This is a genomic window from Halomonas sp. H2, assembly GCF_050215315.1.
Taxonomy (GTDB): domain Bacteria; phylum Pseudomonadota; class Gammaproteobacteria; order Pseudomonadales; family Halomonadaceae; genus Vreelandella.
This window is the reverse complement of sequence record NZ_CP189760.1, coordinates 3325468-3352173: the sequence shown is the minus strand read 5'-3', so window position 1 is coordinate 3352173 and position 26706 is coordinate 3325468. Positions and strand designations below refer to the sequence as shown.

General features: G+C 54.5%; 24 protein-coding genes and 1 riboswitch. Of the genes, 10 read left to right on the top strand and 14 right to left on the bottom strand.

Going from position 1 to position 26706, the window contains the following annotated elements; genetic code table 11:
* Positions 1-24: 24 nt before the first annotated feature.
* The 6 genes from ACQE2I_RS15600 to ACQE2I_RS15575 form a co-directional block, all read right to left on the bottom strand.
* Positions 25-1302, bottom strand: a complete 1278-nt coding sequence (locus ACQE2I_RS15600; RefSeq protein WP_427028975.1) for a TRAP transporter large permease — start codon at positions 1300-1302, stop codon at positions 25-27.
* Entirely contained in the window at positions 1299-1814 is a 516-nt protein-coding gene (locus ACQE2I_RS15595) for a TRAP transporter small permease (protein ID WP_427028974.1), read from the bottom strand. The genes ACQE2I_RS15600 and ACQE2I_RS15595 overlap by 4 nt, the downstream gene beginning before the upstream one ends.
* A 124-nt stretch (positions 1815-1938) precedes the next feature.
* A complete protein-coding gene (gene dctP, locus ACQE2I_RS15590) occupies positions 1939-2991 on the bottom strand; it encodes a TRAP transporter substrate-binding protein DctP (protein ID WP_427028973.1) in 1053 nt (350 codons plus the stop codon).
* 125 nt (positions 2992-3116) lie between these two features.
* Positions 3117-4043, bottom strand: a complete 927-nt coding sequence (locus ACQE2I_RS15585) for a LysR family transcriptional regulator (protein WP_427028972.1) — start codon at positions 4041-4043, stop codon at positions 3117-3119.
* 73 nt (positions 4044-4116) lie between these two features.
* On the bottom strand, positions 4117-5379 hold the full coding sequence (locus ACQE2I_RS15580) for a D-amino acid dehydrogenase (protein WP_427028971.1): 1263 nt from the start codon (positions 5377-5379) through the stop codon (positions 4117-4119).
* 165 nt (positions 5380-5544) lie between these two features.
* A riboswitch (glycine riboswitch) is annotated at positions 5545-5651 on the bottom strand.
* A 92-nt stretch (positions 5652-5743) separates the two neighbouring features.
* Positions 5744-7414: an isovaleryl-CoA dehydrogenase gene (locus tag ACQE2I_RS15575; RefSeq protein ID WP_427028970.1), complete on the bottom strand. Its 1671-nt coding sequence runs from the start codon at positions 7412-7414 to the stop codon at positions 5744-5746.
* Positions 7415-7618: 204 nt separating this feature from the next.
* On the opposite strand from ACQE2I_RS15575, the gene ACQE2I_RS15570 reads away from it, so the two are divergent.
* Positions 7619-7912 carry a hypothetical protein gene (locus tag ACQE2I_RS15570; RefSeq protein ID WP_427031490.1) on the top strand — a complete coding sequence of 98 codons (294 nt, stop codon included), beginning with the start codon at positions 7619-7621 and terminating at the stop codon, positions 7910-7912.
* Between the two features lie 17 nt (positions 7913-7929).
* Here the strand turns inward: ACQE2I_RS15570 and ACQE2I_RS15565 are convergent, their stop codons facing one another.
* Positions 7930-8496, bottom strand: coding sequence for a gamma-glutamylcyclotransferase (locus tag ACQE2I_RS15565; RefSeq protein ID WP_427028969.1), 567 nt, complete (start codon positions 8494-8496; stop codon positions 7930-7932).
* Between the two features lie 81 nt (positions 8497-8577).
* On the opposite strand from ACQE2I_RS15565, the gene ACQE2I_RS15560 reads away from it, so the two are divergent.
* Together ACQE2I_RS15560 and ACQE2I_RS15555 are read left to right on the top strand one after the other, a co-directional pair.
* Positions 8578-9441, top strand: coding sequence for a sirohydrochlorin chelatase (locus ACQE2I_RS15560; protein WP_427028968.1), 864 nt, complete (start codon positions 8578-8580; stop codon positions 9439-9441).
* A gap of 87 nt (positions 9442-9528) precedes the next feature.
* The gene (locus tag ACQE2I_RS15555) at positions 9529-11118 is read left to right on the top strand and encodes an ABC-F family ATPase (RefSeq protein WP_427028967.1); all 1590 of its coding nucleotides are present in this window, start codon (positions 9529-9531) and stop codon (positions 11116-11118) included.
* Positions 11119-11310: 192 nt separating this feature from the next.
* Here the strand turns inward: ACQE2I_RS15555 and ACQE2I_RS15550 are convergent, their stop codons facing one another.
* The 5 genes from ACQE2I_RS15550 to ACQE2I_RS15530 all read right to left on the bottom strand — a co-directional run bounded on the left by ACQE2I_RS15550 (position 11311) and on the right by ACQE2I_RS15530 (position 15800).
* Positions 11311-12429, bottom strand: a complete 1119-nt coding sequence (locus ACQE2I_RS15550) for an alkene reductase (RefSeq protein WP_427028966.1) — start codon at positions 12427-12429, stop codon at positions 11311-11313.
* A 185-nt stretch (positions 12430-12614) separates the two neighbouring features.
* Entirely contained in the window at positions 12615-12983 is a 369-nt protein-coding gene (locus tag ACQE2I_RS15545; protein ID WP_427028964.1) for a hypothetical protein, read from the bottom strand.
* Positions 12984-13113: 130 nt separating this feature from the next.
* On the bottom strand, positions 13114-14301 hold the full coding sequence (locus ACQE2I_RS15540; RefSeq protein ID WP_427028963.1) for a M24 family metallopeptidase: 1188 nt from the start codon (positions 14299-14301) through the stop codon (positions 13114-13116).
* A 69-nt stretch (positions 14302-14370) separates the two neighbouring features.
* The gene (locus tag ACQE2I_RS15535; protein WP_427028962.1) at positions 14371-15111 is read right to left on the bottom strand and encodes a TSUP family transporter; all 741 of its coding nucleotides are present in this window, start codon (positions 15109-15111) and stop codon (positions 14371-14373) included.
* 11 nt (positions 15112-15122) lie between these two features.
* A complete protein-coding gene (locus ACQE2I_RS15530; protein ID WP_427028961.1) occupies positions 15123-15800 on the bottom strand; it encodes a lysozyme-like domain containing protein in 678 nt (225 codons plus the stop codon).
* A 475-nt stretch (positions 15801-16275) separates the two neighbouring features.
* Here ACQE2I_RS15530 and ACQE2I_RS15525 point away from each other — a divergent pair, with 475 nt between their 5' ends.
* A complete protein-coding gene (locus ACQE2I_RS15525) occupies positions 16276-16578 on the top strand; it encodes an antibiotic biosynthesis monooxygenase family protein (RefSeq protein WP_427028960.1) in 303 nt (100 codons plus the stop codon).
* 61 nt (positions 16579-16639) lie between these two features.
* Here the strand turns inward: ACQE2I_RS15525 and ACQE2I_RS15520 are convergent, their stop codons facing one another.
* The gene (locus ACQE2I_RS15520; RefSeq protein ID WP_290702196.1) at positions 16640-17566 is read right to left on the bottom strand and encodes a 1,4-dihydroxy-2-naphthoate polyprenyltransferase; all 927 of its coding nucleotides are present in this window, start codon (positions 17564-17566) and stop codon (positions 16640-16642) included.
* A gap of 159 nt (positions 17567-17725) precedes the next feature.
* Here ACQE2I_RS15520 and ACQE2I_RS15515 point away from each other — a divergent pair, with 159 nt between their 5' ends.
* The 4 genes from ACQE2I_RS15515 to menH are packed head-to-tail and all read left to right on the top strand — an operon-like array spanning position 17726 to position 22113.
* Positions 17726-18214 (top strand): DoxX family protein, encoded by a 489-nt coding sequence (locus tag ACQE2I_RS15515; protein WP_290702198.1) that lies wholly within the window; start codon positions 17726-17728, stop codon positions 18212-18214.
* Between the two features lie 41 nt (positions 18215-18255).
* Positions 18256-19581: an isochorismate synthase gene (locus ACQE2I_RS15510; RefSeq protein ID WP_427028959.1), complete on the top strand. Its 1326-nt coding sequence runs from the start codon at positions 18256-18258 to the stop codon at positions 19579-19581.
* A gap of 5 nt (positions 19582-19586) precedes the next feature.
* Positions 19587-21365 (top strand): 2-succinyl-5-enolpyruvyl-6-hydroxy-3-cyclohexene-1-carboxylic-acid synthase, encoded by a 1779-nt coding sequence (gene menD, locus ACQE2I_RS15505; RefSeq protein ID WP_427028958.1) that lies wholly within the window; start codon positions 19587-19589, stop codon positions 21363-21365.
* The gene (gene menH / locus ACQE2I_RS15500; RefSeq protein ID WP_427028956.1) at positions 21349-22113 is read left to right on the top strand and encodes a 2-succinyl-6-hydroxy-2,4-cyclohexadiene-1-carboxylate synthase; all 765 of its coding nucleotides are present in this window, start codon (positions 21349-21351) and stop codon (positions 22111-22113) included. Before menD ends, menH begins: the two co-directional genes overlap by 17 nt.
* A gap of 7 nt (positions 22114-22120) precedes the next feature.
* On the opposite strand, the gene ACQE2I_RS15495 is transcribed toward menH, so the two are convergent.
* On the bottom strand, positions 22121-23590 hold the full coding sequence (locus ACQE2I_RS15495; RefSeq protein ID WP_427028955.1) for an anion permease: 1470 nt from the start codon (positions 23588-23590) through the stop codon (positions 22121-22123).
* A gap of 283 nt (positions 23591-23873) precedes the next feature.
* Here ACQE2I_RS15495 and aspA point away from each other — a divergent pair, with 283 nt between their 5' ends.
* On the top strand, positions 23874-25319 hold the full coding sequence (aspA, locus tag ACQE2I_RS15490) for an aspartate ammonia-lyase (RefSeq protein WP_427028954.1): 1446 nt from the start codon (positions 23874-23876) through the stop codon (positions 25317-25319).
* Between the two features lie 58 nt (positions 25320-25377).
* Positions 25378-26679 (top strand): anaerobic C4-dicarboxylate transporter, encoded by a 1302-nt coding sequence (locus tag ACQE2I_RS15485; RefSeq protein WP_427028953.1) that lies wholly within the window; start codon positions 25378-25380, stop codon positions 26677-26679.
* Positions 26680-26706: the final 27 nt, after the last annotated feature.

Genomic DNA, 26706 nt, shown 5'->3' with positions numbered 1-26706 from the left:
CCAAGCAGAGGTTATACAAGCTGGTTATCCAAACAGAGTAGGCAGCCACAGTGTCAGCGGTGGGAAGAGGATTAGTAGAATAAGCACCGCTATCGCCGTCAGTACAAAGGGCCAAATAGTTCTGAATAGCGACACTATCTCAAGCCGACTGACCGCGGCGGCCACGAATACACAGGCGCCCAAGGGGGGAGTGATTAACGCAATGGTAATGTTCAGCGTGATGATGACGCCCAAATGGATGGGGTCGATACCCGCCATCATGGCCACCGGCGCAAAAATAGGCGTGAGCAGCATCAATGCTGATACCTCCTCCATAAACATGCCCGTTACAAAGGTAATAGCACTCAGTAATAGTAGAATTAATACTGCGTTATCTATGTAAGGAGATAATAGGGAGACAAATTGTGCGGGCACTTGAGCATAAGAGAGCAGCCAGCTAATTGTGGCCGAGGCTGCCATGATCAAAAAGATCGCTGAGGTTAAGCGTGCCGTATCGACAACGGCTTGCCAGCACTCTTGAATCCGTAACCCTCCCAGCACAAAGCCACACAGGGCCACATACAGCGCTGTCAATGCGCCCGACTCTGTAGGCGTCACAAAGCCCAGCACGATACCCGCAACGATAATGAAGGGGGCGATAAGCGCAGGGAGGGCGGCTATAAAGGCTATGCCAAGTTGGCGGATTGAGGGCAATTGACCACTTTTGGGCAACCGGTGACGCCAGGCATACCAAGCGTTCATGCCCATAAAGGCAACACCCAGCAACAGCCCCGGCACGACGCCCGCCAGGAATAAATCACCTACTGAGGTGTTCGTCAGTGAGGCGTAGAGGATCATAAAGATACTGGGGGGAATAATCGGGCCGATCAGCGAGCTACCTGCAGTTAACCCAGCGGCAAATGCCCGTGAGTAGCCTTCTTTCTCCATGGCGGGTACTAACAACGACCCTAGCGCCGAGGTGTCAGCCACCGCCGAGCCATTGACGCCTGCAAAGAATACACTCGAAACCACATTGACGTGGCCCATGCCGCCCCGTAAATGCCCCACCATCAGGCGGGCAAATCCCATTAAGCGTTCCGTTAAGCCGCTGACATTCATGAGATTGCCTGCGAAGATAAATAATGGAATAGCCATCAAGGAGAAAACGTTGATACCGCTGAAAAATTGCTGAGGCAGCATACGTGGAATCATCGATGGATCGACAAACACAAAGCCCACTATCGCGGTGGTAAGCAGCGCGATGAACAGTGGCAGCCCAAGCAGGACGTGACCGAGGAAAACCGCCAGCATAGTAACAATCATAGGGAGTCCTCAACGGTCGTGCGTAGAGTGCCCTCGACGGTCTTGAGTGGCGCAGGGCCATAGAGAAGCGCATGCCAAGCCAGTAGCAAAAAGCCAACGGGCAGCGAGAGGAGTGGCACCGTGCGGCTAATGCCGAGCCCAGATGTGGTAAACATGTTGACCGATAGCGCATAGCGGTAGCTGACCCATGCGCCCCCCACGGCAATCAGCAGGGTAAGTAACCATTGGTACACATTGAGCAAACGAGCGAAGGGGGCGGGCAGCAATTTCTCCAACAGCCCAACGCGCATGTGGCCCCCTTCCGCCCAGACAGCCCCTGCCGCGAGCATTACAGTGGCGATGATCAAGAAACGCGACAGCTCATCTGTCCAGATGGGAGCGCCACCGGCGATATAACGGGAAAACACACCAAATAAAATGGCCGCAACATTGAGTGATAACAGCGCGCCCGCCAGCGTTAGGGTAACAGGGCGGCTGATCGCTAAAAGACGGGATCGAAGCGTATTGAACATGGCAGCCTTCCAGGAAGCACAGAAATGTTAAGCACTAGAACATTAAGTACGGGAATATTAAGTACTAGAAATAGAGGGCCGGTAAGGTACCAGCCCCTGTTGTTGCAACAGTGTGAGAGGCGCGTTAGTTGAGCAGGTCGCTCATACCCGCATCTTCCAGCGCCATATCGACCCAGCGTTGCTCGATATCACGCTCCTCGAGCCATTCAAGATACGCAGGCTGACCGATATCGCGAAAAGCGGTTAAATCCTCTTCAGAAGGGCGTATCACTTCCATACCCTGTTCTTCTAGGTTGGCGATACGTTCTTCGACCTGCTCCTCGTTGTGCTCACGAGCATTTTGGTTAGCTTCGGCGACGGCTTCCTGAAAGGCTTCACGAAGCTCATCATCCCAATCGGCGATCATTTCGCTGTTGCCCACCAAGAACTGGTTGGAGTACTGGATATTGGCGAGAGTAAGGTAGTCCTGTACTTCGTAAAGACTACCCAGAATGATATACATCGGCGGGTTCATTTGCCCGTCAGCTACCCCGGTGCGCAGTGCCATGTAGGTTTCTGTCCAGGGAATGGGAGTGCCCGATGCACCGAAGGCCTCATAGAGGGCTACCTGGCTGGGATCCATGGCCCGGAAGCGGAGTCCTTCGAAATCGTCAGGGTGGCTGATTGGCGTCTCGTTATTGGTGAATGCCAAAAAGCTGCCTTCTTCGACGACCGCCAGCATATCGATACCTGCACGCTCCTGCAGAGCACTACTTACTTCCTGCCAATACTCACCTTCATCGAAAAAAGTGCGGGCCGCAGCAAAATCATCAAACAGAAATGGAATAGCGCTGACGAAAATCTCATCAACGAGGGGAGAGACACCCGCAAATGACGCCACGTTGAGCATCGGTGTGTTCATGGTCTGCTCCATGCGCTCCTGCTCTTCGCCCAGCATGCTGTTGGGGTAGAGCTCAAGCTGGATTTCACCGTCGGTTTTCTCGTCTACCAACGTTTTAAGATTTTCTGCAAATACATGGACAGCATTCTTCTCTGGGTCGGGGGCACCGTTGTAGCTCAGATTAATCGTTGTCGCCGCGAAAGCATTTCCCGCCATCAAGGCAGAGCCAATCAGGCAAGCCGAGATGAGTTGTTTAGGTGTAAACAGAGGTTGAGTAAGTACAAGTTGTTTAAACATGGTTAGTCTCCTGGTTTGTTGTCGTGAGCTAGAAGGCGCTTAGGACGCGGTATTAGATTTATAAGAAGTGCCTACGCAAGACTATGCATTGAGGTGTTGACTAAGCAATACCTAAACTGTGGCTTTTATTGCAACAGTCGCGGCGCATCGGCCGAGAAAAAGCGCATGCCTTTGTGTAAATGATCAATACAGGTGGTAGACGCGACAGTAAGCTCTTGCCCTCTCAGGCTGACTATTTGTGCCCGCGTACCGTTCATTACCGGGTACTGCATCGGCAGCGTGAAAATTTCGCCGCGCTTGATCTCATCCACCACGGTGAGTTCAGGCATAAACGTAACGCCAATTTCTGAGCGGACGAAGTTCTTTAACACCGAAACGGAGTTGGTATGTAAGCGTGCTTCAAGATGAATACGCTCCTGGTGAGCCACCATATTGACCATTTGCCGCATACCGAAAGGATTGTCCATTAACGCCAGCGGCCAGTCTTTTAAGTCATGCAGCGTCACAGGACGATGCAGCTCAATGAGTGGATGTTTGGGGGGCACAATAACATCGAGCGGTTGGCGCGTTTCTATATGGCAAAAAAGCTGCGGGTCTACCGGAGGTGCATAAAGTAGCGCTATATCCACTTCACGGTCTTTGAGTAACGACATCGCTTCGTTCACACCCGCCATACGGATTTCGACATTAATACCCGTAAACGCAGACATAAAGGTGCCTAGCGGTGCGGTGATTAGGTCAGCGATAAACCCTTCCCCGACGGCAATGCGTACTTCCCCTTTCGCCAATCTCTGCAGTGCCATAAGCTGGGATAGTACGGCCTCTTCTGAGGCCCGCTGGGCATGGAAATGATGCACCAGGAGCTGGCCCGCGGCGGTTGCGCGCATACCTCGACCGTGCCGCTCACATAGCTGGGTATCCAATTTTTCTTCAAGTGCTTTTAATTGGCGGCTAACGGCAGAAGCATCGACATTTAGATGGGCCGCGGCACGTCTGAGCGAGCCGCGGCGAATGACCTCATTGAGGTAAGTTAATGCACGCTGATTAAGCATAAATACACCTGACATTAAGTGTCATACATATTAACGGATGACCGCTTGGCAGGTGCAGTTGATGTAAATGAGGCTAAGCGAGAGTTTGCATAGATCGCTCGCTTTGTGAACTTTTCGCCCACACCTCATCCGCCAGCAGCTCGGCGGTGATGGCGGAGAGCGTCCAGCCGAGGTGGCCGTGGCCGGTGTTGTAGAACACCGTGGGCAGTTTGCCGGGGCCGACTCTGGGTAACATATTGGGGAGCATCGGGCGCAGGCCCGCCCATGGCACCACGCGGCGGGTGCTAACGCCGGGGAAGCACTCTTCTACCCAGCGGATTAGCGGGCGGATGCGGTTGTCGCGGATATCGCGATTAAAGCCGTTAAACTCGGCGGTACCGGCGATGCGAAAGCGCTCATCGCCTAGGCGGCTGGTGACTAGTTTGGTTTCATCATCCAGCAAGCTGACCGTTGGAGCGGCCTGTTGAGAGACGGCGTCATCGAGCTGCACGGTAATCGAGTAGCCTTTGACCGGGTAGATATTGACCCGGTCACCCAGCTTGGCGGCCAGGGCGCGGCTGCCTACGCCGGCGCATACCACCACGCTGTCGAACATTTCACGCACTGGTTCGCCGCCAGCCTCGCCTTCAATAGTGGCCGTAACCCACGCCTGCTGCTGATCGGCACCGATATCCTGCACGCTATGGCCATATTTGAGCTGCACGCCCCGGCGTTCGGCGGCTTGTGCCAATCCGTGGGTAAACTTGTGAATATCGCCGGTGGCATCGCTTTCGGTGAAGAAACCGCCGTAGTAGTTGCCCGCCAGGGTGGGTTCGATGGCGCGCATCTCATTGGGAGTTACTGCCCGGCGCTCAAGGCCGCCTTTGCTGAGCAGTTGCGATACCTTAGCGGCGTGGTCATAGCCCGCTTTATCGCGGTAGATATGCAGAATACCTTTCTGCTTCAAATCAAAATCAATCTGTTCGTCCTGCGCCCACTGAAATAGGTGTTCACGAGCAGCAATGGCCAGTCGCGTAGTTTCGGTGGTATTGGCAGCGTAGCGGGGAATGGAGGCGATAAATTCGCCAAACCAACTGAGCTTGTGCCAGCTCGGGCGGGGATTAACCAGCAGCGGGGCGTCGTTTCTAAGCATCCAGCGCAGGCCTTTGATCACCGTCGGCCAGTGGTTCCACACTTCAGCGTTTGAGGCTGAAAGCTGACCGCCGTTGGCAAAGGATGTTTCCATCGCGGCGTAGCGATGCTTTTCAAAGACAGTGACCTCATAGCCACGTTTGGCCAGGGCGTAGGCGCTGGTAATGCCGGTGATACCACCGCCGATAACGGCAATGCGTTGCATAAGTCTCTCCGGTTCTCATGAGCGTCGGGAATATCACCTAACGGCGTAATGGCTGCTGGGCGTACCCCTTCCGTCATGGAACCTGAGAGATTCACGCATCCGTTGGGTGCGCTTGCTCCTTCGGTGGGCTGAGTGACGCAGTCATCAGCCGCTCTTCGGAAAGTGAGGGTAATAGCGGTCCGGTTGCCTGAGAGTTTCCGGGGTTGTTGCTCCTTCGGCGCTGGCGTCATCGTGTTATTTTTAGATGCACCAAGCTCTCCCGCTATTACCTTGTTACTTATTGTCTTTAACACTGATTGTCTTTAGCAACGACAGTTTTAACCTGACTCGTTTTGGCATGGAAGTCGACTATGGTCGTGAACGCTTATCCCACGGGTTGGGCACGCTCAATGATCGCCGCGCAATCAAGCCCGGTGGGTAGGGTGCCTGTATTGAGACTGCTGCGTTCGGCCAGCCGGCCTACACAGAACGCATCGGCGACATAAGCGGGGGCGTGCTGTACTAGTAGGGCGCCTTGTAACGCCAGGGCCATACCATCCGCCAACTGGCGTGCGCGGTACTGGAGCGCTTGGGTATCCTGCATCGCTCGCTGTAATTGATGAATAAAGCGATCCAGATGCGCATCGGCGCCTTGTGCTTTGGCGAGTTCGGCAAAGTAGGCATCGAGCACCTCGGGTTGCTTTTCAATCGCACGCAGGATATCCAGACACTGGACATTACCGCTGCCTTCCCAGATGGCGTTGATGGGCGATTCACGGAATAGACGCGCCGTTATGTGGGTTTCCATGACACCGCTACCGCCGATGACTTCCATCGCTTCATAGGCGTGGTGGGGCGTGCGCTTACAGATCCAGTACTTGCCGACGGGCGTGGCGATTCGCGCGAGCAGGCGCTCGTGCTCGTTGTCTTGCTGATCCATCGCTCGGGCCATACGCAGCATCAGGGTGGTGGCAGCTTCGCTCTCGATGGCCAGGTCGGCGAGCACATTTTGCATTAACGGCTGCTCGCTCAAGCGCGCCCCGAACGCATGGCGATGGGTGGCGTGATGAATCGCCTGAGCGGTGGCTTGGTGCATCCCCGCCGCGGAGCCAATCATGCAGTCGTAGCGGGTCATGGCGACCATCTCGATGATAGTGCGCACGCCACGGCCCTCTTCGCCCACCATCCAGGCAAAGGCACCGCGCAGCTCAGTCTCACTGGAGGCATTCGCCACGTTGCCCATTTTGCGTTTTAACTGCTGGATGTGGAGCGGGTTTTTACTGCCATCGGGCCGCCAGCGCGGCAGCAGAAAACAGCTCAAGCCGCCGGGCGCCTGGGCGAGCACCAGAAAAGCGTCGCACATCGGTGCGGAGACAAACCACTTATGCCCCACCAACTCAAAAGCCTCCCCCGGCCCGCCCTGATCAATCGGATAGGCGCGAGTGGTGTTAAGCCGTACATCGGAGCCGCCCTGCTTTTCGGTCATCGCCATACCCAGGGTGACGCCCTGTTTTTCGAAATAGGGCACGTTGCGTGGGTCGTAATGGGGCGCGGTGATTTTATCGCCCCAGCTCTCAAGCAGGCTGGGTTGATGGCGTAACGCAGGCAGGGCAGCGAACGTCATGGTAATCGGGCAGCCGTGGGCCGCTTCCACTTGGGCCTGCAAAAAGTAATTGGCGGCCCGGTTTACGTGGGCGCCCGGCCGGGGATTCCGCCAGGGACTGGCGTGCAGGCCGTGCTCTACCGCTGTTTGCATTAGCTGGTGATAGGCCGGGTGAAACTCGACCAGATCAACCCGATGGCCTTGCCGGTCATGGGTTACCAACTGCGGCGAGTGACAGTTGGCATCAAACCCCAAGGCGATCGCCTCAGATGAGCCTGCCCACTGTCCAAATGCCTTGAGTGAAGCGTCGTCGGTGCCGCCTTCGCGTTTGACGCCTTCTTGAAGCGCGCGATCAGTGGTGTAGCTGTTGTAGTTCTCCAGCGACGGTGGCTGGTTTTCTACTTGATGGGTGTTGGCTTGTAACTTATCGGCAAGTGGATAGTGATTGGGCATGGCGACCACCTTAAAGAGCGTGTTTTTAAACGTTTGTTTTATGCCTTTTATAGTAGTTGCTCAACGAGTAGGGCGCTAAAAAGATAGGGAACAGGGGGCTTCAGGGCACGCCACTCGGTTCTGTTTTGCTCAACCAACGAATTTAACCCACAATGCCATGCTTATCCTTATCAGCTTTGGGTACTATCGATGCAGCCATCCGCAATGCAGGCAAACGGTTTTTTTGACGAAATTGGCCAGACTATCGGCGAGGCAATTCGCGTAGTGGTTGAGTTTTTGTTGGGTATTTTTACTAACTTCTTTGGCGCATTCGGTGATTTCATCGATGGTCTGACCCGTTCACTGGGGATCAATGACTCGTTTTTCAGCATTGCCATACTCGTTATCGGGCTGCTGATTTTATGGGGCGGACTGCGCGCGTTTCTGCGTGGCTCGCTGGTCGGCGGGATATTTCGCACCTTGCTGGGGCTATTTCTGCTCTCGTGGCTGATGATGTAGAGGCTGAGCGCGAAGCGCTAATCCAAGTGTTTCTCAAGCGCAAAAATATGCGCATCCTCTGCTCCCAGCTCGCGTAGCGCCTTGGCTAGGTTGACCAAGTAGTCGCGGTTGGGGCCGCTGGGGCCATGAGCGTTGGCAATTTGCTGGGCCATCTCGGCAAGCGGCGCCTCGCCCAGAAAGGCTGGGTTGTCTTCGCTGGCTAAATAAATCAGCCCTTCGCTCTGTTTAATCGCTTCGCCATTGACATCAACAAACGTCAGCGGCACTTTCTCCCGCAAATAGCCGTTTTTCTCCCGCACATCCAGTGGTGCCAGTACTTCCGGGGTAATGCGATAGGCCATGCCGTGGCAAATTGCACCCTCGGCGCGGATTAGCGTGGCCACTCGCCCAGGTGCTTCAGGGGTGCCGCGATGGTCGTGGGAAGCCTGCCAAAAGCGACGCTCCCAGCCGTGGATATAAGCCGGGCGGCGCTCCAGGAAGTCAAAATCAGCCTTCCAAATCAATGAACCGTAGCCAAACAGCCAGATAGCCGCGTGGCCCTCGAAGAAGTTTCTTTGCTGATTTACGGCAGTGGTGTCAAACATCAGTATCAAGCATCATGTTCTCGGCGTATTGGTTCCAACGTCCATCTTATCATGTCACTGACGATCACTTGGGAGGCAGATATGCGCGCGATATTTCTGGTCGACAATGGCTCCCTACGGCCCCAGTCAACGCTGAATTTACGCCGCGTGGCGGCCTCGCTTAGCGAGCTGATAGGCGAAAGCGTACAGGCGGCTTCGCTGCTGCACTCCAATAAGATTCCGGTGGAAGAGGTTGATGGAATCCCGGCGACCACGCTTGGGCCTGCGGCTGAGCGCAGCGCCGAGCAGGGAGCAACGGAAATCATTATCCTGCCGTTCTTTTTCGGGCCGAGCAAAGCCCTCACCGGCTACCTGCCTGAGCGTATGGCGACGCTGCAAGCGCGTTTTCCCCACGTCAAGGTGCGGGTGGCCCAGCCCTTGGTGGATGAGCTGGGAGGTAACGACCTACGTCTAGCCCATTTGCTGGCCGATAACGTGCGCGACAGGCTTCGGCCGGGTACCAAGCCTCACGTGGCGCTGGTGGATCACGGCAGCCCGATACCAGAGGTCACCGCGGTACGTAACCGGCTGGCGGGGCAGCTTAGCGTGCTGCTTGGCGATGACGTCGCCTGTGTTGCCGCCGCTTCCATGGAGCGTCGCCAGGGCGAGGAGTACCGCTTTAACGAGCCGCTGCTGGAAAACTTGCTGGTGGCACCCGAGTTCAAGGCAGGCCCGGTGATCTTGGCGATGCTGTTTCTTTCGCCGGGGCGCCACGCCGGAGAGGGCGGCGATATCGCCGAGATTTGTGCGGCCGCTGAACAGCAGCATCCAGGGCTTTCGGCTACTACGACCAAGCTGGTAGGCGAGCATCCGGGGATTGTCGATATTTTGCGCTCTCGTTTACGCCAAGCGCTTGATGGTGAACGCTTTCTACTCGATATCCCGGCAATCAGCGGATGTGACTAAAGTCTGATGGGTGAATACCCGTCCAATAGCGCGTAGAATCGCGAGCCTTTCTATTATTGTCAATGACACGCTAACCGGGCTCCTTTTGTGATCGCAACCGCCAATATCACCATGCAGTTTGGGGCTAAGCCCCTGTTTGAAAATGTCTCCGTTAAATTCAATAACGGCCACCGCTACGGCCTAATTGGCGCGAACGGCTGTGGCAAATCCACCTTTATGAAAATTCTCGGTGGCGATTTGGAGCCCACTTCCGGCCAGGTGATGCTGGATAGCAGTACACGGCTGGGTAAACTGCGTCAGGATCAGTTTGCGTTTGAAAACGAGCGGGTGATCGATACCGTCATCATGGGCAACGTAGAGTTGTGGTCGGTCGCTGCCGAGCGCGAGCGTATTTACTCGCTGGCCGAGATGAGCGAAGAGGACGGCATGGCCGTTGCAGATCTAGAAGTGCGCTTTGCCGAGCTTGATGGTTACACGGCGGAACCCCGCGCGGGGGAGTTGTTATTGGGCTTGGGCATTCCCATTGAGCAGCATACCGGCCCGATGAGCGAAGTATCCCCCGGTTGGAAGCTACGCGTGCTGCTAGCCCAGGCGCTATTTTCTGACCCCGACGTACTATTGCTGGATGAGCCTACCAACCACCTGGATATCAACACCATCCGCTGGCTGGAAGATATTCTCAAAGCGCGCAGCAGTACCATGATTATCATCTCCCACGACCGCCACTTTTTGAACAGCGTCTGTACCCATATGGCGGATCTGGATTACGGCGAAATTACCCTGTTCCCCGGTAACTACGATGACTACATGACCGCCGCCACCGCCGTCCGCGAGCGTCAGCACTCGGATAACGCCAAGAAGAAGGCCCAGATCGCTGAGCTGCAGCAGTTTGTTAGCCGCTTCTCTGCCAATGCTTCAAAGGCCAAACAGGCCACTTCGCGGGCGCGTCAAATCGACAAAATCAAGCTGGAAGATATCAAGCCCTCTAGCCGGGTGAGCCCGTTTATTCGCTTTGACCAAGCCAAGAAAATTCATCGCAACGCTGTCAATGTTGATGGTATTACCAAGAGCTATAACGACGAAAAGCCGCTGTTCGAGCGGTTATCGATGACCGTTGAAGCCGGTGAACGGATTGCCATTATCGGCCCCAACGGCATTGGTAAGACCACGCTGCTGAAAACCTTAGCAGGCGAGTTGCACCCAGACGCGGGTGAAGTGAAGTGGACCGAAGCCGCTGATATAGGTGTTTTTGCCCAGGATCACAGCGATGACTTCGCTGTCGATGCGACGCTGTTTGAGTGGATGTCAGCATGGACGCAAGGTGGCGAACAGGTAGTTCGCGGAGCCCTGGGGCGGATGCTGTTTTCCAGCGATGATATCAGCAAGTCGGTGAAGGTGATTTCCGGTGGCGAGCAGGGACGTATGCTGTTCGGTAAGTTAATCCTTACTCAGCCCAACGTGATGCTGATGGATGAGCCGACCAACCACTTGGATATGGAGTCCATCGAGGCGTTGAATCTGGCTTTAGAGAACTATCCTGGCACGCTGCTGTTTGTCAGCCACGACCGCGAGTTCGTTTCATCGTTGGCCACACGCATTATTGATATGCAGCCTGATGGCATTGTCGATTTCAGCGGCAGCTATGACGACTACCTGCGCAGCCAAGGCGTTGTTTAAACGGTCTACTTAAACGCTCTACCCGATAATGCGTTGTTTGCAGGATGGTCATCAGCAATGAGCCAAAATTTATCTTCGTTTTATTCAAACGAAAGAATCAATAACCTAGCAGCATTTGATAGCGATTAGGCATAAGAAAAGCACCACTAATTGGTGCTTTTCGTTGTTATGGGTTCCCGCGATGGAGAAATCCTAGCTAACGCGGTCGTAGCGGTTATCCATAAACGGGTAGTCGGTATAACCCTTTTCATCGCCGCCGTAGAACGTTGCCTGGTTCGGCTCAGTAAGTGGGGCGTTAACGCGGAAACGTTCCGGCAAATCAGGGTTGGCAATATAGGGGCGGCCAAAGGCAACGGCGTCGGTAGTTTTTTCACCAATACGGGCTTCAGCGCGCTCTGCGTCGTAATTGCCGCAGTAGATCAGGCTACCGCTAAAGCGCTCGCGCATCTGCTCACGGAAACCGTCAGGGAAAGTAATATCGCCACCGGCCCAGTTAGGCTCGTTTAGGTGCAAGTAGGCGAGGCCGCGTTTTGAGAGCTGCTCGGCCATGTAGAACGCCATCGCTTCGGGCTCATCGTCGGTCAAGCCAAACAGTTCAATAAACGGCGTCATGCGGATACCGACTCGGTCAGCGCCGAACACGTCAATCACGGCATCGACGACTTCCAGCGGGAAGCGGGCACGGTTTTCCAAAGAGCCGCCGTACTGGTCGGTACGCTTATTGGTGCCGGTGGCCAGGAACTGATTGAGTAGGTAAGCGTTTGCCGCGTGGATTTCGGCCATATCGAAACCGGCACGTTTGGCGCGCTCTGCCGCTTGGCGGTAGTCATCGACAATGCCGGGGATTTCATCAGCTTCCAGCGCACGCGGTGTGCTCGTCGGGTGCTGACCTGCAGTGCCATCTGCAAACTCTACGAAACACTGGGCGCCTTCACCTTTCAGCGCACTCGGCGCTACCGGCTGCTGGCCATCAGGTTGAACCATTTCGTGAGAGACACGCCCAACGTGCCACAACTGAAGGGCGATCCGCCCGCCCTTGGCATGTACGGTATTTACGACCCGCTGCCAGCCGGCTTCCTGTTCATCAGTCCAGATGCCCGGTGTGTAAACGTAGCCGCGGGCGGTTGGGGAAATATTGGTCGCCTCGCTGATGATCAGGCCTGAACCGGTGCGCTGGCCGTAATAAGCTTCCTGGATTTTGCCCGGTACGCTATCGGGTGTACGCGCACGGGTCAGCGGCGCCATAATAACGCGGTTAGGGATCGATAGGCTGCCTAGATTAGTCGGTGTGAAAAGCGTTTCATACGCCATAGGGTAAGCTCCTTTTGAGTGCAGTCAGTTAAACAGTGGCGAACAGAATAGACCAGTTTACTAGTAAGCGCCAACTGCTTTGCTATGACCTATTTAATGGGGCGTTGTCGGCAAAACAAAACCCCGCTGAGTCAATCAGGCGGGGTGGGGCATACAGCGAGAACAAAGCCTAGCGTCGCAGACTATTACCGCTGCCACGGCCAGCGGCGTTTGGCGGGGCTATCAATCTGCTGAAGTGCACTTGAAAGCGGCAGCATAATGGCGCCCAGTTGGCGATGGCAGACGGCGCTGCTGAGTACCCCTGGGCACTGTTTGAGGAGCAGTTCGCACTGTTGGGAAGCGATATACAGCTGTTCGGTGACGGGCGGGGCAAATAAGGGCTTGGACTGCTGGCAGCAGCGGCTAAGCTCTCGCGACAACATCTCAAGCATTTGTGTATCCATCCAGCAGGGCAGCGGGTCTTCCAAGCGGCCAGCAATAGAGTGCTTTACCGCTTCAAAAGAGGTGCGCAAAAACATGACTGTTTGGCGAAGTTGTCGCTGCTCAATCGTCATCCCACTGATCCCTCACGCCATCTGATATAAAGAGAGTGTTTCTCATTTGCATCTTATCAGACGATAGCGCTACTTCCCTCTATCTGTCAATGCAAGGACCTGTCAATGCTGTGGCTATCAGGGCAGGAGACTATGAGCGCGCTTTAAACAGTTGCCAATTGTTATTGGTGAGAGGCTTGGCTCCCTGCTCGGTTACCACCACGGTGTCGCTTATTCCCACGCCCCACTCGCCGGGCACTCGCAGGCATAACGGCAGGTGAAAGACCATATTGGCTTCAAAGGTGCGGGCCTGACCTTTGGCAATAAAGCCTGTACCTTCCACCCAGCTAGGCGGAAACTGCGCGCCCACGGCGTAGCCAAATACGCCGGAGAAGAAATACTGGTCACGCTTGGGTGCGAGCAGTGCGTCGGCAGCCTGGGCGGCAGTATCAAAGGTGTGACCCGGACGCATGGCGTCGCAAAGCGCTTCAAAGATTGAGCGGCAAAGATCCCGAGTAGCGGAGAGAGCAGGGCTTGGTGCACCGGTTACCGCGGTGCGCATCATGGGGGCCGTATAGCGTTGATAAGCAGCGCCAAACTCTAAAAATACCGGCTCGTTTGGCTGAATAACACGCCGTTTATGGTTAACGTGAATGATGCCAATACGGTGCCCGCTGGTCACAATCGGCTGCAGGCTCATAAACTCGCTGCCGTTTTCCAACAGCGCTTTGGCGCCGATGGCGGCAATATCGTTATCGGTCATGCCTGGCCGAATGCTCTGTATCGCGGTCTCCAGGCCTAGAGCGGTGATCCGCGCGCTCTCTTGAAGCATCTCCAGCTCAGCAGGGCTTTTAACAATTCTAATCGCATCGACTAACGCGCCCGCTTCGCAAAAGCGCTCACGGCCAATAGTTTGTAGCAGTGCATCCATCACCCCAAAGCGTAGCCCACTGCTCCAGCCATCTATGCCAATTTTCTGGCAGTGGGTCAGCAGATCCGCCAATGGCGCGATGATTTCATCAAGGTTTTCCCAGCGGTAGCCAATGATCTCATCAACCTGGGCGGTGACGACTGCCGCGCCGGTTTCAATCGAGGCGACTTGCAGCACTAACCGCTCTTGCGTGCAGACCAGGCAGGCATGAACCGAGACCTCAAAGGTGTGATAGCCGGTGAGGTAATTAATATCGGCGGGATCGGTGAGCAGCAGTGCGTCGAACGCTTGCTGCGTCATGGCGTGGCGCACTTTATCCAGGCGCGCCTGATATTCGCCAGCGGGAAAGGGCACTTCACTCTGGGCGAAGGTTTCCGCAAGGGCTTCGCGGTAGTGGTGATAATCCATAGCGACCTCCGATATTAGGTAAGGTCAGTATAGGCATCTGCCGGAAGCTCGCTTTGCTCTTTCTCAACGCTAGCGGGTGAGTAGGAATACCCCCTGCAGAAAGTAAAAAGCGCCAATACCGGTCACGATCCAGCGGGTCCAGGTGCGAAAGTTAGCATCGGTGAGGCGATGTAAAATGCGGTTGCCCGCTTGAGTGCCGAGCATGGCAAAAGGTGCTGCTAGCAATACAATGCTCCATTCGCCCACGCTTAGTGCCATTGCTGCACCCAGGTAAAATAGGATTTTAATGCTGTGGGCAACCACTTGAATCATCGCTTTAGTCGCTACCACTTGGCGGCGATCCATATGCGAGCGCACAAAGAAGATATCGATTAGCGGCCCGGAAACGCCCGCGGCAATCGTTAAACCACCGGAGGCGATGCCACAGCACAGCGCATGGCTGGCGCGGTTGGCATCAAGATGAAACCAGCGCTTGGGTATCCACACTAATATCGGCAGCAGGCCAATTAAAAGCGATACGCTAGCGGCATTGGGGCTGTAGTTGAATAGCATCAGCAGGCCAGCGGCACTCAGCACGCCCAGCGTCATAAAGGCGACGATACGCCAGACAATATAGCGCCGCGAGAGCCACGCTCGTGACCCATTCGCGGTGAGCTGTATCACGCCGTGCACCGCCATCGCCGTGCCAGCGGGAAATATCAACAGCAAAAACCATAGCAGTACCAAACCGCCCGCCATGCCAAACACACCGGAGAGCATCGAGGTGAAAAACACCACGCTAACCAGTGTCGCTCCAATCCATAGTGACATCGTCAAATCCCTTAACTACGGCAAAATGGCCAGACCTGATAAAACTTGCGGCACTGAAACTCCGCCTCACATGCGTTGAGCTGGGATTGATAGCGATTAGTGCGGGCCGCGACTTGCCTACCCGCACTCAATACCTGTGGCTTGCCGCGGTAAGTGCCCCGTTGGTAGCCACCAGCGCCTTCGTGGTAGGCGTAGTAAAGGTGCTCAGGATTGCTTAACGATATGCCCGCTTGCTGCTGGGAGCGGCGGTTGTACCAGCCAATAAAGTCGGTGGCGTGTTTCATATGCGTGCGCCGGGAAAACAGGCTGCCTGCTTGATCCTCATACTCTTCCCACACCGGGTCTTGGGCCTGGGCGTAGCCTTTGGCAGAGGAGGGGCGTGGGCCGGGGATAAAGCCTAGGTAGTATTTGCGGTCTGGACGGATGTGGCTGCGAAACGATGACTCCTGCTGAATAAAAGACATCTGTGTGGCGATCGGCGTGCCCCATTTCTCCTCGGACTCCTGGGCATAGTCGTACCAGCTGGGCTGCTCGCGGAATATCTCACAGATATTGCTCTGATCCTGGGGCGGGTTGGGCGCAAAGGTGGCGCAACCAGAAAGGAACAGGATGAAGCCCAGCGCTATCCACAAACGAAGTTTAGTGAAAGCCGACAGGAGCGGAGAAAAACTATCAACAGGGTGATGCATTAAAGAGTCCTTGTGAATAAGCCGTTGTGGGTAAGCTCTTGTGGATAAATCAAGGAGAGCCTGTGGGTAAGCCGTGAATACTTTTCTTATCCAGTACGGCTTGATCCAGCATAGGCCCTTCACGAAAAAGCTCGCTACGCAGGTGGTTTATCGGCCTGGCTAAATGGCGGGGTATGACTAAATAGCCTATAAGCGCGATCCTGGAAACATCATCTTGGAAAACGAGTCCACCAGCAAGTGGCGCTCCGAGAGTGGATCGAAGAGCAGGTTGGGGTGGCCGTCGCGGTTAAACTCGTAATCATCTGGACAATATAAGCGTGTGCCAAGGTGTCGCATAAGCGCTGTTTATCCATACTGTGATATGACAGTTGAGAGCTATTCGCTGCTAAGTCTATTCGCCACTGAACTGTGACGTTACCATCAAGGCATTGTTTGAATAACCAACCCAGCAGGATCTGTCCACAGGAGAGTAACGATGTATATCGCCATGAACCGTTTCCAGATTGCCCCAGGCCGTGAGGAGGACTTTTTAGAGGTGTGGCGCAACCGTGATTCTCACTTGGATGAGGTGCCGGGATTCAAGCAGTTTAAGATGCTACAGGGCGAAAGCCAGGAAGATCACACCGTGTTTATCTCCCACAGCGTGTGGGAGTCGGAAACGGCCTTCCGCGACTGGACCAAGTCAGACGCATTCCGCAAAGCGCATGCCAATGCTAAAGCGCCGGAAGGTATCTACCTTGGCCCGCCCAAGTTTGAAGGTTATGAGGTGGTGCTGTAAGGCTCGTGTTGCTCAATTGAGTCAGTTGTCAGCGGGGTGGTTGCCCCGCTGTTAGCGTTAACTAAAATAATGCCAAACCAATAGAGAGCAGCACGCTGTAAAGCAGCGTTGAAATGGCCGTTTTCTTCAGCATGCCGGTGAGAATTTCGCCATCACGGCTATGTTTTAATGTTCTGGCGGCATCCATCAGCGGCTTGACCACCAGCAGGCAACTCCATCCCGCCAACGGCACCGGCAGCGCAACCAAGTAGATTAACGTCAGTAACAGCGCCAATCCTAGCAGTGACCAGTGGTAGTGAATCGCGTTAGCGCGGCCCAGCCGCACCGCCAGGGTAATTTTGCCGTTACGCGCATCGCTTTCGATATCGCGCACGTTATTCACATTGAGCACGGCGGTTGCCAGCAGCCCACACGCCGCAGCGGGCAGAAAGGGCAGCCCACTTAGTTGCTGGGTATAAAGGAAGTAAGTACCCATAACACCGAGCAGTCCGAAAAACACAAAGACTGAAATATCGCCCAATCCACGATACCCATAGGGCGTGCCGCCCAGCCCAACGGTATAGGTCACCGCGGCTAATAAAGCGGCGGCGCCTAGCAGCACGAAGGTGACAATATATCCCCACTGGTTTCCGAAGGCGGTAACCAACAATGAAAGCCCTAAGAGCGCTGCCACAGTGGCCGTTATTATCATTCCTCTGCGCATGGCCTGTGGGCTTAGCAAGCCTGAAGAGACCGCCCGTACCGGCCCAATGCGCGCCTGGTCGTCGGCGCCGGACACTGCATCGCCATAGTCATTGGCTAGGTTGGAGAGTACCTGCAGTGAAATCGCTGTCAGCAGAGCAAGCAAGAGCACACCAGCATCAAAAGCATCCGCACTCGCCGCTAGCCCGCTACCCAGCAGAATAGAAGCGCACGCCAGAGGGAGGGTGCGGGGGCGAGCAGCTAGCAACCAGGCTTGATAATGGTGGCGCTTAGCGTGTGGTTCCATTAGGTCGATATTCCTTGATTCAGGTTTAAATAACAGCTTCAGGGGGTAATAGTTAAACATTCATTAATGTATAGTTAACTGCTAAAAAGCAGACCTAAGTAAAAATAAGCAGTGATGCTTTGCGCCACACTCAGCCACCCCGACTCAGGAGTTTACGTGATGATTGGCAGCTTATTTAGACATAACAAATATATGGCGGTAGTTTGGCTACTGCTACGGCTCTATTTAGGCATCACTTGGCTAACACTGGGCATCGGTAAGATGACAGGAGGCTTTAATGCCGAGGGCTTCTTGAACAATGCTGTTGCCAACCCTGTGATGCGCGAGGGAAGCGCGGTTTACCCTAATTACGTCGCTTTTCTCGAAAATGTTGCGTTGCCCAATGCGGATGCCATTAATTTCATTATACCGTTGGGAGAAATATTAGTTGGCCTGGGTTTGATTGTTGGTGTGCTGACCTCGTTTGCTGCGTTTTTCGCCATCGTGATGAACATGTCTTTCTTGATGGCGGGCACGGTGTCCACCAATCCTTGGATGATTGCGCTAACCTTCTTCTTGCTGGTGGCGGGCGCGAATGCTGGCCGCTTGGGCGGAGATCGTTGGCTGCTGCCCTATATAAAGCACAAGCTAGGTTGGGCGTATAGGTAGCAGATAGCAGGTAATCATAAATGCTTGCTCATAGGCGAATTATGCATTCTTTACACCCTGTTGAAGCACTTAAGCACCAGCTTGATTCGCTTTGTCATACTGCTAAAAAAGGGTTTATCCGCCTAAGTACGCCCTGTCAGGTCGGTAACCTAATGGGGTGGCTAAGCGTGCAGAGTGTTTACCCCCGCCTCTATTGGAGGGCGCGTGATGTGGGCGCTGTTGAGTATGCGGCGCTAGGGGTTGTTAAGGCGTTTGATTCGCTAGCGGCGCTGCAGGCTGACCTAGCCACGCTGGCCGATAATGGTGGCGAGCAGCCGGACTACTTCGGTGGTATGGCCTTCGATCCTGAGACACCTGGGTGGCAGCACTTCCCTGGTTGTCATTTTTTGCTGCCGCGTATAGTACTTAGGCGTCATCAAGGTGGGGCGACGCTATCACTCAACCTGCGTTTTGATGACCGTTGCCCAGAGGCTGAGATAGCCCAGGCTCGTGCCTGTTTGGCTGCGCTGAAACAGGAGCAACCGCTGCCTTGCCTATTGCCGCATGTCTATCAGCGTGAAGACTGCCCCACCCTGAAAGAGTGGATGGCGTCGGTGGCGCAGGTCACTCATCCTGATCAGTTGGGCCACACACCCAAAGTAGTGCTTTCCCGGGAGACCTGCCTCACGACACCTGAAACGCCTAGCCCTTGGTCGCTGCTAGCACGCTGGCAGGCCGGTACCGTCGACTGCTTTCACTTTGGCGTTCAATTGACACCGCATGAAGCGTTTATCGGCTGCCCGCCGGAACGGCTTTATAAGCGTGAAGACAGACATTTGGTTAGTGAGGCGCTGGCAGGCACCACCCGCCGTGGGCAGGAGGCCCAACAAGATCAAGCGCTTGCCGATACACTGCTTGCTGATAAGAAAAACAATCTGGAAAACCAGTGCGTCTATCAGCAACTTTTGACCCAGCTTGAACCGCTTTCTTCGCAAGTCCAGATGGGCGAGGCGCATATTGTTAAGCTGCGCTCGGTGCAGCATATCCGACGCCTGATTCACGCCGAGCTTCACAGTGACATCACCGACCAGCAACTGCTTGCAGTACTGCCGCCTACCCCGGCAGTAGGCGGTGTTCCCCGCGACTCGTCACTGGCTTTTATTCGCCAGCATGAGCGCCATCAACGTGGCTGGTATGCGGGCGTTTTCGGTCGAATTAATCACGCCAGTAGCGACTTGGCGGTCGCTATCCGTTGCGCCCATATCAGCCCAAAAACGATTCGGCTGTATGCCGGGGCAGGCATTGTGGCAGGCTCACAGCCTGAAGAGGAGTGGCGCGAACTGGATACCAAAATCGCTGATATCATGTCACTACTCGGAATGGGATAACGTAGATGACAGCACCGACATCGAGCGGCTTTATGAAAAAGCACGCCACCTTTAATCATGTGTGGGCGGCGCTAATGCTGGAGGAACTCTACCGCTTGGGTGTCCGCGACGTAGTGCTGGCGCCAGGCTCCCGTTCCTCGCCTTTGACCATGGCCGCCAGCGAACATGCCGGGTTGCACAGCCACTGCCATTTTGACGAGCGTGGGCTGGGGTTTACGGCGCTGGGTATTGCCCGGGGCAGTCAGCGTCCGGTGGTCATTATCACTACTTCAGGCACTGCCGTGGCGAACCTTTACCCGGCGGTGGTAGAGGCCAAGCTGCTCGGCGTGCCGCTCATTGTGCTCTCTGCCGACCGCCCCATTGAGCTACTGGATAACGGCAGCAACCAGGCGATTGATCAGCGCGATATTTTCTCGCGCCACACCATTGCCTATCATGACCTGCCGCCGCCAGAGGTTGAGATAAAAGCCGCATTTCTCCTCAGCACGCTTGATCAAGCCATTGATCAACAGCGCCGCTCCCCTGGGCCTATCCACATTAACTGCCGCTACCGCGAACCGCTTTACCCCGGCCGTTGCCTGGTGGATGCCAGCGACTATCTCGCCCTGCTGGGGAACTGGCTGACCGCCTCCACACCTTGGAGTGAATGGCAGGCCAGTACTGCGGTTCCAGCGCTCAACAGCGAGTGGGAAGCGCTTGCCCAGCAGCGCGGCCTGATTGTTGTTGGCAGGATTGAAGACAGGGTTAAAAAGAGAGTTGAAGACAGTGTTGATAGCTCCCAACAGGCGCAGCAAATTGTTGAGCTATCCAAGCAGTTGGGTTGGCCGCTGTTAGCGGATGTGCAGAGCCAGATCCATTTTGATCCTCAAAATCTAATTCATTTTGACCTGGCGCTGCATGACGAAGATTTCAGTGCTGAACTTGCTAAAGCCGAGGTGCTGCTTCAGTTTGGCGGCCGGCTGATTTCCAAGCGATTAAGCCAGTTTATTGCCCAGCAGTCGTGGCAGGATGTCTGGTTGGTTGATCCGCTGCCCCAGCGGTTGGACCCTGATTACTGTGTTAAGCGCCGTTTGACATGCTCGCCTGCCGACTTTATCGCTGATTTACCGGCTCTTCCCGAGCAACCTCCTTGGCATCAATTGGCTAACCTCCAGCGCCGCACCAGTCAGCTTATTGAGAAGTTCTGTATAGCATTCTCAGAGTTGGGTGTCTGCCACCAGCTAGCGCAGCTAGCTAGAGGGCAACTGTTTATAGGCAACAGCCTGCCTGCACGGCTTATGAATATGCTGGGTACGCATCGCCAAACACCGCTGCGGGTATTTGCCAATCGCGGTGCGTCCGGTATCGATGGATTGATTGCCACTGGCTATGGCATTAGCTGCTCTCGCCAAGAGCCCATCACTATTTTGCTGGGAGATACCAGCGCGTTACATGACCTCAATAGCCTGGCGTTGCTGAAACAAGCCACCCAGCCACTGGTGGTGGTTATCCTCAATAACGATGGCGGCAGTATTTTCCATATGCTGCCCGTGCCTAAAGAGGGTGATCTGCTGGAGCGCTATTATCGACAGCCTCACGGCTTAAGCTTCGAGCATGCGGCGCAGATGTTTGGGCTTGGCTACGTTGCGCCAGCGTCACTGGACGCCTTTGCGACAGCCTATAGCCAAGCTCTAACGGTGGGGGTTACGTTGATCGAGGTTAACGTACCCCATCAACAGGTCGCCGATGATCTGACAGCGCTAGGAGCCGCAATTCGGGAGGAACAGGATGAGCGACGAATTTAAGCAAAAGGCATCCAAGCCAACCCTGGTCATGCTGCACGGCCTGCTGGGCGACCGCCACGATTGGGCGGGGGTGAGTGATGGCTTGGAAGGCGTTGATTGCTTAGCGTTGGACTTGCCTGGCCATGGCGAAAATCACCGCGTCCAGACCGCCACTTTTGAGGCGTTTCACTATTGGCTTACTGACACACTGGTGACTCACGGTATTCGCCGCTATTGCCTGCTGGGCTACTCCCTGGGCGGGCGCTTGGCGCTTTACCACGCCAGCCGTCAGCCATTAGATCTTGCCGCCCTCTGGTTGGAAAGCGCCCATCCAGGGCTGGCTGCCAGCGAGCGACCCGCCCGCATTGCCCATGATGAACGCTGGGCAACACGTTTCGAGCAGGAACCAATAGAGGGGGTACTGACTGACTGGTACCAACAACCGGTGTTTTCCGACCTAACCGAGGCCCAGCGTCGTCGGCAGATTCAACGCCGTCTTGCTAATCATGGGCCGGCTGTCGCGAATATGCTGCGTGCCACGTCACTCGGCAAGCAACCGTCGCAATGGGCGTGGCTGGCAAACACGTCGCTACCGGTCAGCTATTTTTCAGGTCTTCGGGATGCCAAGTTTCATAAATTGGCATCCCGTTTGGCTGCTAGGGCTCCCCACCTGCGTCATATCACGCTGGAGGGGGGACACAATCTCCATTTCGAGCTACCAGAAGCGCTCTCGCAGCAGCTTAACGCTTGGTATGGCCTCCTTGAATAAGCAAGGATTAGGTAAACAGCATTAACCAGGGCAGACCAATGACTAGCCAAGCGACTAGGAAGATGAGCCCGAAAATTGCCCCAAGGCGCCAGAAGAGAGCGCTAGGCAAGTAGCCGCTGCCATAGTAAACCGGGCTTGGTCCTGTGCCGTAGGGCGTGAGAATACCCATAAAGCCCAGCGTGGGAAGTAGCAGCAGAACAAATATCTGCATATCCAACCCGGCAATCCCCGACGCTGCTGCAAGAATCACCGGCAGCAGAGCGGTAACGTGCGCTGTCACGCTGGCGAAGAAATAGTGAAGTAGATAGAAGATGGCAACCAGTGCCACCATGGCCATCAGCGGATTAAAGTGACTGATCTGCCCACCGACCACATTACCAAACCAACTCACGAAACCCACCTGACTCAGCCCGCCTGCCAGTGCCACTAAGGTGGCGAACCATACAAAGGTATTCCAGGCAGCATTGTTATTGAGGATGTCATTCCAGGTGACGATGCCAGTTAACAGCATGCCACAGATCACCACCAGCCCTACTAGCGAAGCAGAGATAATGCCGCCGCCAAAAATCCATAGCAGCAGGGCAGTCACGACCATTACCACCAGAAAGACCTCTTTACGGGTGAGGGCGCCTAATTGTTTTAGTTCGTCTCTTGCCCAATCAGAGATTTCATGGCCCGCTTTCACCTCGGGGCCGCAAAGCCAGTAGCACAGCAGCGGCACCATTAGCAGCAGCAAAATACCGACTGGAGCAATGGCCATAAACCATTGCCCCCAGTTGATTTTGATGCCGGTTGTGCTTTCGGTCAGGGCGACGGCTAACAAGTTGGGGGCCATCGCCGTAAGAAATAACGAGCTGGTCACGCAGGTAGAGGCCAGCGCTGTCCACATTAAAAAGCTACCCATGCGCTTCATGCTTGGGTCGTTGGGGTGCGAATCGTAAAGGGGGGGAAGATTGCGAATTACCGGATAAATGGTGCCTGCACTACGCGCGGTATTGGAGGGTGTAAAAGGAGCAAGAATGGTATCCGAGATCATCACAGCGTAGCCAAGCGTAAGAGTACGCTTACCCATGGCATGCACCAGCCAGAGAGAAATACGCCTGCCAAGGCCAGTTTTCTCGTACCCCAATGCAAACATAAAGGCCCCGAATATCAGCCATACGGTTGAGTTGGTGAACCCTGATACCGCCCATGAGAATGCTTGGTTGGCGGCATTAAACCCGTCTGCTGCCAGTTGATCCGGCGAGAAGAGCACCCAGGGCGAGAGTAGCGCAGCGAGGGTGACGCCGAGCAGCCCAATAACGGCGCCAGGAAGAGGTTCAAGAATCAAGCCAACCACGCAGCCAAGGAAGATGGCGAAAAAGTACCATGCGTGAGGCGCAAGCCCCGGTGGAGTGGGGATCAGCGCGACAATAATAGCGACTGCTAACGGCGCTAGTAGTTTCCACCGCGGTGAGGGTTGGGCATTGGTTGTCATGCGGCACCTCTACTTCATCTTTAGTATATTCAGAGCTGCTCATTAATTTATTCTGAGCTACTAGGGCGGGTGCAAATCTCCTCCTATCGTCACCAATTAGCCTTTTAGGATTAAGTTACGTCAGCTAAGTGTGCGAGGCGAGAGCATTGAAGAGTTCACCAAACGCCAGAATATACTCAGGAATTCTGATCTGCTTTGATGTACGTCAAAAAATTATAGATACTTTCAATATACAGTTACTTAGAGGAGGATAGCTGGATAATCACAATGGGGATGAATAATCATGAGTGATCAGATCTCTCGTCGTACAGAAGAAGACCTGCTGGGCTACAAAGAAATAGATAGCCAGAATTATTATGGCATCCACACCTTACGGGCAAAGGAGAACTTCCAACTAAGCTCCCAGACAATTTCCGACCTCCCTGAGCTAGTGAGGGGTATGGTATTGACAAAGAAAGCGGCTGCTTTGGCCAACGGTGAGTTGGGTACGATAGAACCGTACATTGCCGATTATATTGTCGCAGCTTGCGACTTGATGTTGAACACAGGTAAAGGGTTCGATCAATTTCCCGTCGATGCTTTTCAAGGTGGTGCGGGTACTTCGGTCAACATGAATACCAACGAGGTGCTGGCCAATATTGCTCTGGAGTTAATGGGCCAGCCAAAGGGCAGCTACGACGTCATTGGCCCCAATGATCACGTCAATAAGTGTCAGTCAACCAATGATGCTTATCCCACCGGCTTTCGGGTAGCCCTGTTCAGCAGCTGCGATAGCCTGATAGCAGCGCTTGAGCGGTTAGCCGAAGTGTTTGAATCAAAAGCGGAAGCTTTTAAGGATATTCTAAAGATGGGGCGTACTCAGCTCCAAGATGCAGTCCCCATGAGTCTGGGCCAGGAATTCCACGCCTACGCCGTGACGTTAAACGTGGAGGTGAGGAGTCTCCGTAGGTGCCGGGAGTCACTGTTGGAGGTCAACTTAGGCGCCACCGCAATCGGCACCGGCATTAACTCGCCGCCGGAGTATTCACTCTTGGCCATCACCAAGCTTGCTGAGATCACAGGCCAAGCTTATACGCCTGCAGAAGACTTGATTGAAGCCACCTCCGATTGTAATGCCTATGTGTTGCTGCACAATGCCTTCAAGCGGCTGGCAGTGAAATTGTCAAAAATCTGCAACGACCTACGGTTACTGTCATCTGGCCCCCGTGCAGGGTTTAACGAGATCAATCTGCCCGAGCTGCAAGCGGGCTCCTCAATTATGCCAGCAAAAGTTAATCCCGTTATCCCTGAAGTTGTCAATCAAATCGCCTTCAAAGTGATTGGCAATGATGTGACGGTCACCCTGGCCGCCGAGGGAGGCCAGCTGCAGCTTAACGTCATGGAGCCGGTGATCGCCCAAACTATGTTCGAGTCGATCAATCTGTTGGAAAATGCCTGCGTCACCCTGGCCGACAAGTGTGTCGCTGGCATCACAGCCAACCCCGATGTATGCCGCGATTATGTGCTCAATTCAATAGGCATCGTTACCTACCTCAATCCTTATATTGGTCACCATGAAGGCGATATCGTAGGAAAAATCTGCGCTGAAACCGGCAAAAGTGTGCGTGAAGTGGTGCTGGAACGGCAGCTCCTCACTGCAGAGCAGCTCGATGAGATCCTCTCTATCGATAATTTGATGCGTCCGCAATATCGTGCCAAACGGTATACGCGTGCTTTGGGTGCCCAGTGAGCCGTCAAAATCAAAAGAATAGGCTAATTTTACCCACGCTTTTGCAGGGGAAGTCCTTATGATTTTTTTGGAATTATTGGTCGTGCTGGGCGCTATTTATTTGGGCGCCAGAATAGGCAGCATCGGTATCGGGCTTGCGGGTGGCATGGGTGTGTTGATACTCACCTTAGGGTTTGGGCTAACTCCTGGTTCCATTCCTATCGAAGTCATCTTAATCATTATGGCTGTCATTACTGCGATCGCTGCCATGCAGCTTGCTGGTGGCATGGACTACTTGGTTAAGCTGGCCGAGCGGCTGCTGCGCCGATACCCTAAGTATATTACTTTTCTAGCTCCCATGGTCACCTATGCCATGACCTTCTTCGCAGGCACAGGCCATACTGCATATTCCACTCTGCCTGTGATTACCGAAGTAGCCAAAGAATATGGGATTCGTCCTTCGCGGCCACTCAGCATTGCAGTGGTTGCCTCACAAGTTGCTATTACCGCCTCGCCTATTTCGGCAGCGGTGGTTTATTTCTCCGGTATTCTTGAGCCTCTTGGGGTAGGCTATTTAACCCTATTAGCGATATGTATCCCCGCTACTTTGCTGGCCTGTCTTGCTGGTGCCTTGGTGGCAAATATGATGGGAAAGCCGCTGGATGAGGATCCAGTATATCAAGAGCGATTGGAGAAGGGACTGGTTAAACTCCGGGGTAAACAAGCTTTTGAAATTCAACCGGGGGCCAGGCGCTCTGTTCTTTTGTTCTTGCTAGCCATTGTCGCCGTAGTGTTTTACGCGACAGCTATCTCCGATGCGGTGGGTTTGATCGCTAACCCGGTTCTACCACGAGATGCCGCTATCATGGTCTTCATGCTAACAACCGCCGGTGCCATTACTCTAAGCTGTAAGCTGGAGGCAAGTCGTATCCTCAATATGCCCACTTTCCAATCGGGTATGTCGGCCTGCGTGTGTGTACTAGGGGTGGCATGGCTGGGCAATACGTTTGTCTCTAATCATATCAACGAAATCGAGGGTATTGCTGGCGAGATGCTCGAAAGCTATACATGGCTGTTAGCAGTCACTTTGTTTTTTGCTTCCATGCTGCTCTACTCCCAGGCAGCCACTACTAAAGCCTTGATGCCTGCGGCACTAGCTATGGGTGTGGATCCCTTAACTGCGGTGGCTTCTTTCGCGGCGGTGAGCGCGCTATTCGTGTTACCTACTTATCCTACCCTGTTGGCGGCTGTGGAAATGGATGACACAGGTTCCACCCGAATCGGTAAAGCGGTATTCAACCATCCTTTCTTTATCCCCGGTGTTGTGACTATCACCGTGAGCGTAATACTAGGCTTTGTTTTTGGTGGGCTGCTGCTTTAACTACCTGCACCCATGCCCCGCATCTCG

Bases quoted from the DNA above. Each gene is read 5' to 3' on its own strand.
- ACQE2I_RS15600 (WP_427028975.1), bottom strand. From the start codon at position 1,302: ATGATTGTTACTATGCTGGCGGTTTTCCTCGGTCACGTCCTGCTTGGG.
- ACQE2I_RS15595 (WP_427028974.1), bottom strand. From the start codon at position 1,814: ATGTTCAATACGCTTCGATCCCGTCTTTTAGCGATCAGCCGCCCTGTT.
- dctP (WP_427028973.1), bottom strand. From the start codon at position 2,991: ATGTTTAAACAACTTGTACTTACTCAACCTCTGTTTACACCTAAACAA.
- ACQE2I_RS15585 (WP_427028972.1), bottom strand. From the start codon at position 4,043: ATGCTTAATCAGCGTGCATTAACTTACCTCAATGAGGTCATTCGCCGC.
- ACQE2I_RS15580 (WP_427028971.1), bottom strand. From the start codon at position 5,379: ATGCAACGCATTGCCGTTATCGGCGGTGGTATCACCGGCATTACCAGC.
- ACQE2I_RS15575 (WP_427028970.1), bottom strand. From the start codon at position 7,414: ATGCCCAATCACTATCCACTTGCCGATAAGTTACAAGCCAACACCCAT.
- ACQE2I_RS15570 (WP_427031490.1), top strand. From the start codon at position 7,619: ATGCAGGCAAACGGTTTTTTTGACGAAATTGGCCAGACTATCGGCGAG.
- ACQE2I_RS15565 (WP_427028969.1), bottom strand. From the start codon at position 8,496: ATGTTTGACACCACTGCCGTAAATCAGCAAAGAAACTTCTTCGAGGGC.
- ACQE2I_RS15560 (WP_427028968.1), top strand. From the start codon at position 8,578: ATGCGCGCGATATTTCTGGTCGACAATGGCTCCCTACGGCCCCAGTCA.
- ACQE2I_RS15550 (WP_427028966.1), bottom strand. From the start codon at position 12,429: ATGGCGTATGAAACGCTTTTCACACCGACTAATCTAGGCAGCCTATCG.
- ACQE2I_RS15545 (WP_427028964.1), bottom strand. From the start codon at position 12,983: ATGACGATTGAGCAGCGACAACTTCGCCAAACAGTCATGTTTTTGCGC.
- ACQE2I_RS15540 (WP_427028963.1), bottom strand. From the start codon at position 14,301: ATGGATTATCACCACTACCGCGAAGCCCTTGCGGAAACCTTCGCCCAG.
- ACQE2I_RS15535 (WP_427028962.1), bottom strand. From the start codon at position 15,111: ATGTCACTATGGATTGGAGCGACACTGGTTAGCGTGGTGTTTTTCACC.
- ACQE2I_RS15530 (WP_427028961.1), bottom strand. From the start codon at position 15,800: ATGCATCACCCTGTTGATAGTTTTTCTCCGCTCCTGTCGGCTTTCACT.
- ACQE2I_RS15525 (WP_427028960.1), top strand. From the start codon at position 16,276: ATGTATATCGCCATGAACCGTTTCCAGATTGCCCCAGGCCGTGAGGAG.
- ACQE2I_RS15520 (WP_290702196.1), bottom strand. From the start codon at position 17,566: ATGGAACCACACGCTAAGCGCCACCATTATCAAGCCTGGTTGCTAGCT.
- ACQE2I_RS15515 (WP_290702198.1), top strand. From the start codon at position 17,726: ATGATTGGCAGCTTATTTAGACATAACAAATATATGGCGGTAGTTTGG.
- ACQE2I_RS15510 (WP_427028959.1), top strand. From the start codon at position 18,256: ATGCATTCTTTACACCCTGTTGAAGCACTTAAGCACCAGCTTGATTCG.
- menD (WP_427028958.1), top strand. From the start codon at position 19,587: ATGACAGCACCGACATCGAGCGGCTTTATGAAAAAGCACGCCACCTTT.
- menH (WP_427028956.1), top strand. From the start codon at position 21,349: ATGAGCGACGAATTTAAGCAAAAGGCATCCAAGCCAACCCTGGTCATG.
- ACQE2I_RS15495 (WP_427028955.1), bottom strand. From the start codon at position 23,590: ATGACAACCAATGCCCAACCCTCACCGCGGTGGAAACTACTAGCGCCG.
- aspA (WP_427028954.1), top strand. From the start codon at position 23,874: ATGAGTGATCAGATCTCTCGTCGTACAGAAGAAGACCTGCTGGGCTAC.
- ACQE2I_RS15485 (WP_427028953.1), top strand. From the start codon at position 25,378: ATGATTTTTTTGGAATTATTGGTCGTGCTGGGCGCTATTTATTTGGGC.